This is a genomic window from Streptomyces sp. yr375, from assembly GCF_900110755.1.
In the GTDB taxonomy this organism is placed as follows: domain Bacteria; phylum Actinomycetota; class Actinomycetes; order Streptomycetales; family Streptomycetaceae; genus Streptomyces.
Genome location: NZ_FOFF01000102.1, coordinates 1 through 4,740, shown reverse-complemented (window position 1 = coordinate 4,740; position 4,740 = coordinate 1). Strand labels below are relative to the sequence as shown.

The following is a 4,740-nucleotide window of genomic DNA, read 5'->3' as shown; positions in this document are numbered from 1 at the left end:
CCGGACGTGTCGGTGCGCAGCACGAGGTTGTTGACGAAGAACCCGATCAGATCGTCCAACGCGTCGTCGGTGCGGCCCGCGATCGGGGTGCCCAGCGGGATGTCTGTACCGGCCCCGAGCCGGGTCAGCAGCGTCGCGAGCGCGGCCTGCGCGACCATGAATACCGTCGCGCCGTTCTCGCGGGCGAGGCGGGCCATGGCCGCGTGGACGTCACCGGCGATCTCCAGCTCGACGGCGGCACCCTTGTTGCTGGCAACTGCCGAGCGCGGACGGTCGGTTGGGAGCTGGAGTTCCTCCGGCAGGCCGGCCAGCGTCTCGCGCCAGTAGCCGACCTGCCGGGACAGCACGCTGTCCTCGTCGTCCTCCGAGCCCAGCAACTCCCGTTGCCACAACGTGTAGTCGACGTACTGGACCGGCAACTCCGCCCAGTCGGGCGCTCCTCCGGCCAGCCGCGCCGCGTACGCCGCCGACAGATCGCGGGCCAGCGGCACCATCGACCAGCCGTCCGCCGCGATGTGGTGCACGACCAGAAGCAGGGCGTGCTCGTCGGGGCCGAGTACGAACAGGCGGGCTCGCAGGGGGAGTTCGTCGGCCAGGGCGAAACCCTCGTCGGCGGCCTCGGCGACCCGAACGTCGAGCTCGGTCACAGTGACTTTTTCGGCGGTGAGCGCCGGGTAGGCGGCCCGGTCGGACACGATGCGCTGGTACGGCTGGCCGTCGCGGTCGGGGAAGAGGGTGCGCAGGCTCTCGTGCCGCTCCACCACGTCCCGCAGCGCCTCGGCGAGGGCGTCACGGTCGAGCCGCCCGTTGAGCCGCACGAACAGCGGCATGTTGTAGGACGCCCCGCCGGACCGGTCCGATCCGCCCGATTTTCCGGCCCCGCCGCCCTCGAACTGGTTGAGGAACCACAGCCGTTGCTGGGCGAACGACAGAGGTATCACGACAACTCCTTAGGGCGGTTCATCCGCCGTAGAACCGGGCGGACCGGCGCGGTGTCCTTCGCGGTGTCCTTGAGGCGCTCGGCCAGTCCCGCGACGGTCGGGGTCTCGAAGACGGCCAGCAGCGGGAGTTCGACCTTCAGGGCGGTCCGCAGGCGGCTGACCAGCCGGGTGGCCAGCAGCGAGTGTCCGCCCAGGTCGAAGAAGTCGTCGTCGATGCCGACCTTCTCGACGCCGAGGAGATCGGCGAACAGCTCGCACAGCACCTTCTCCCGCTCCGAGCGCGGGCCCCGGCCACCACCACCACCGCTACCACCACCGCTACCGCTACCGGCCGCCGCGTCGGGCGCGGGTAGGGCGGCGCGGTCCAGCTTGCCGTTCACGGTCAGCGGGAGACCGTCGAGCACGACGAAGGCCGAGGGGACCATGTACTCCGGGAGCACGCAGGCCACATGCTCGCGCAGCGCCGACGGCGTCGGCTTCCGACCGGGGTCGGCGGGGACGACGTAACCGACAAGACGCTTGCCGCCAACACCACCACTCTCTTGACGAGCCGTCACCACGGCCTGGGTGACGTCCTCGTGGCGGGCCAGGACCGTTTCGATCTCGCCCGGCTCGACCCGGAAGCCACGGATCTTGACCTGGTCGTCGGCGCGTCCGAGGAACTCCAGGTACCCGGCGCGGTGCCAGCGGGCCAGGTCCCCCGTGCGGTACATCCGCGCCCCCGGGCCGCCCATCGGGTTCGCGACGAACCGCTCGGCGGTCAGCGCGGGACGGTTCACATACCCGCGCGCCAGTCCCGCGCCCGCGATGTACAACTCGCCCGCCACCCCGGCCGGTACCGGCCGCAGCGCCGAATCCAGCACGTACAGCCGGGCGTTGTCGAGCGGCACGCCCAGCGGAACCACGTCCGGGACCCGGCCCGGGTCGGGCATCGCGTGCGCGGTCACGTACAGGGTGGTCTCGGTCGGGCCGTAGCTGCTCACGACGGTGATGCCGGGGCAGGCGCGGAGCACCGGACGCACCGCCGTGGCGGGCACCACGTCACCGCCCGTCCACACCTCGCGCAGCCCCTGGAAGCACTCGGGTGCCTCCTCGGCCAGCACGGTGAACAGTCCGGCGACGGCCAGCATCGCCGTCACGCCGTGGTCCTCGATCAGGCGGGCGACGACGGCCCCGTCGAGCGGGACGTTCGGCGCGAGCACCATGGTCCCGCCCGCCAGCAACGGCACCCAGATCTCGTACGTCGACGCGTCGAAGGAGTGCGGCGCGTGCATCAGCACCCGCTCGTGGGCCGTACCGGCGAACCGGCCGTCGCGCGCCAACGCGACCACGTCCCGCTGACGGACCGCGACGCCCTTCGGCGTGCCGGTCGAACCGGACGTGAACATCACGTAGGCGAGCTGATCCGGCCGCACCGCCACCCCCGGATCACGGTCGTCGTCCCCGCTCAACTCCCCAGTCGGCCAGCCACTCTCGCTCTCGGCGACGAGCAGCGCGCCGTCATGGACGGCCTGCGCGGCCTCCCGGAACGCCGCGTCGGTGAGCAGCAGACCGGCTCCGACGTCGGCCAGCACCTGCCGCAACCGCGAGACCGGAGCCCGGCCGTCCAGCGGCACGTAGACCCCGCCCGCCTTGACGACGGCCAGGATCGCCACCAGCAGATCGGCGGACCGCTCCATCAGGATCCCGACCGGCGTCTCGGGCCCCGTGCCCTGGCCGGCGAGGTACCGGGCCAGCCGGTTCGCGCGGGCGTTCAGCTCGGCGTAGGTCAGCTCGGTGTCGCCGTGGACCAGGGCGGTGGCGTCCGGAGTACGGGCGGCCTGCGCCTCGAACAGCTCCGCGAGCGAAGCCTCGGGCAGCGCCCGCACCGGCCCGTGCGACCAGGCCGACACCTCGTCCCGCTCGGCGGCGGTGAGCACCTCGATACGGCTGAGCTGCTGCTCCGGGTCCAGAACGGCCGCCGCCAGCGTCCGCGTGAACCGGTCGGCGAGCGACCGCACCGTGCGCTCGTCGAACAGGTCGGTCGCGTACTGGACGACGCAGTGGATCCCGTCCGGATCCCCGTCGCCGACCCGCCGTTCGGTGAGACTGACCGACAGATCGAACTTCGCGACAGGCGTCCCCGGCGTACGCGATGCGGTGACCACCCCCGGCAGTACGAGGTCGGCCTCGCCCGCGTTCTCGACGGCCAACATCGTCTGGAAAAGGGGGTGCCGGGCGAGGGAGCGTTGCGGGTTGAGAAGCTCCACGAGCCGCTCGAACGGCACGTCCTGGTGGGCGTACGCCGACAGGTTCGTCTCGCGAACCCGGTCGAGCAGCTCCCGGAAGGTCGGATCACCGGACGTGTCGGTACGCAGCACCAACGTGTTGACGAAGAACCCGACCAGGTCGTCCAGCGCTTCATCGGTACGACCCGCGATCGGCGTCCCGAGCGGAATGTCCGTACCGGCCCCGAGCCGGGTCAGCAGCGTGGCCAGCGCCGCCTGGGCCACCATGAAGACGGTCGCCCCGTTGTCACGGGCAAGGCGGCTGATGGCAGCATGCAGCGCGCCGTCGATCTCCAGCTCGATGGCCGCGCCACTGCCTTCGGTGCTCGTAACTGCTGGGCGGAGTCGGTCAGTTGGTAGCTGGAGTTCCTCCGGCAGCCCGGCCAGCGTCTGCCGCCAGTACCCGACCTGCCGACTCAGCAGGCTCTCCTCGTCCTCCTCCGAGCCCAGCAACTCCCGCTGCCACAACGTGTAATCCACGTACTGCACCGGCAACGGCTGCCAGCCGGGCATACGGCCACTGCGCCGCGCCGCATACGCATCCGACAGGTCACGGGCCAGCGGTGCCATGGAGGTACCGTCACCCGCGATGTGGTGCACGACGAGCAGCAGCACGTGATCGGTGGTCGATAGCGCGAACAGCGTTGCGCGCAGCGGCAGTTCGTCCGCGAGCACGAACCCGGTCGCTGTGGCCTCGCCGAGACGGGCATCAAGGTCGGCCGGGGTGGTCTCGACGACGGTGAGCGCGGGGTACTCCGCCGGGTCGCCGACAACCGCCTGATACGGCTCACCCTCGTGATCGGGGAAGCGAGTACGCAGACTCTCATGCCGCTCCACCACATCCCGAAGCGCGGCGGCCATCGCATCCCGGTCCAACTCACCGGTCAGCCGCACGGAGAAGGACATGTTGTAACCCGCCCCGGCCGCCTCCAACTGGTTCAGGAACCACAGCCGACGCTGCGCGAACGACAACGGCACCCGTTTGGGCCGGGGCATGGGCTGCACCCCGCTGCGCGCATCGGCCGTCCCAGCAAGACGCCCGGAAAGTGTGGCGATCGTCGGTGCCTCGAAGACTGCCTGTAGGGGCAGTTCGATGCCCAAGGCAACACGGATACGACTCACCAGGCGAATGGCGAGGAGGGAGTGACCGCCGAGTTCGAAGAGGTTGTCGTCGATGCCGACTTGTTCGACCCCGAGGACGTTGGCGTACAGCTCGCAGAGGATCTCCTCCTGCGCGTTACGAGGACCACGGCCCCTGACGGCAGCGCCCGTGTCGTACTCCGGCACCGGAAGAGCGGCCCGGTCCAGCTTGCCGTTCGGCGTCAACGGCAACGCGTCAAGGACCACGAAGGCCGACGGCACCATGTACGCGGGCAGCAGCCCGGCCACCGCATCCCGCAAGGCATCCGGATCAAGGGCCTCAACCCCCGGGACGACGTAGGCGACCAGACGCTGATCACCAGAAACGTCCTCCCGCATGACCACGACGGCCTGCCCAGCACCCCCATGGCGGATCAACGCGGCCTCGATCT

At 70.6% G+C, this 4,740-nt stretch carries 2 protein-coding genes; both read right to left on the bottom strand.

From position 1 onward, the window contains the following. On the bottom strand, positions 1-941 hold a 941-nt coding region (locus BMZ82_RS38890; RefSeq protein ID WP_256252360.1), incomplete at its 3' end, for a condensation domain-containing protein. Beyond that, on the bottom strand, positions 938-4,740 hold a 3,803-nt coding region (locus tag BMZ82_RS38885), incomplete at its 5' end, for a non-ribosomal peptide synthetase (protein WP_143099021.1). The genes BMZ82_RS38890 and BMZ82_RS38885, both read right to left, overlap by 4 nt.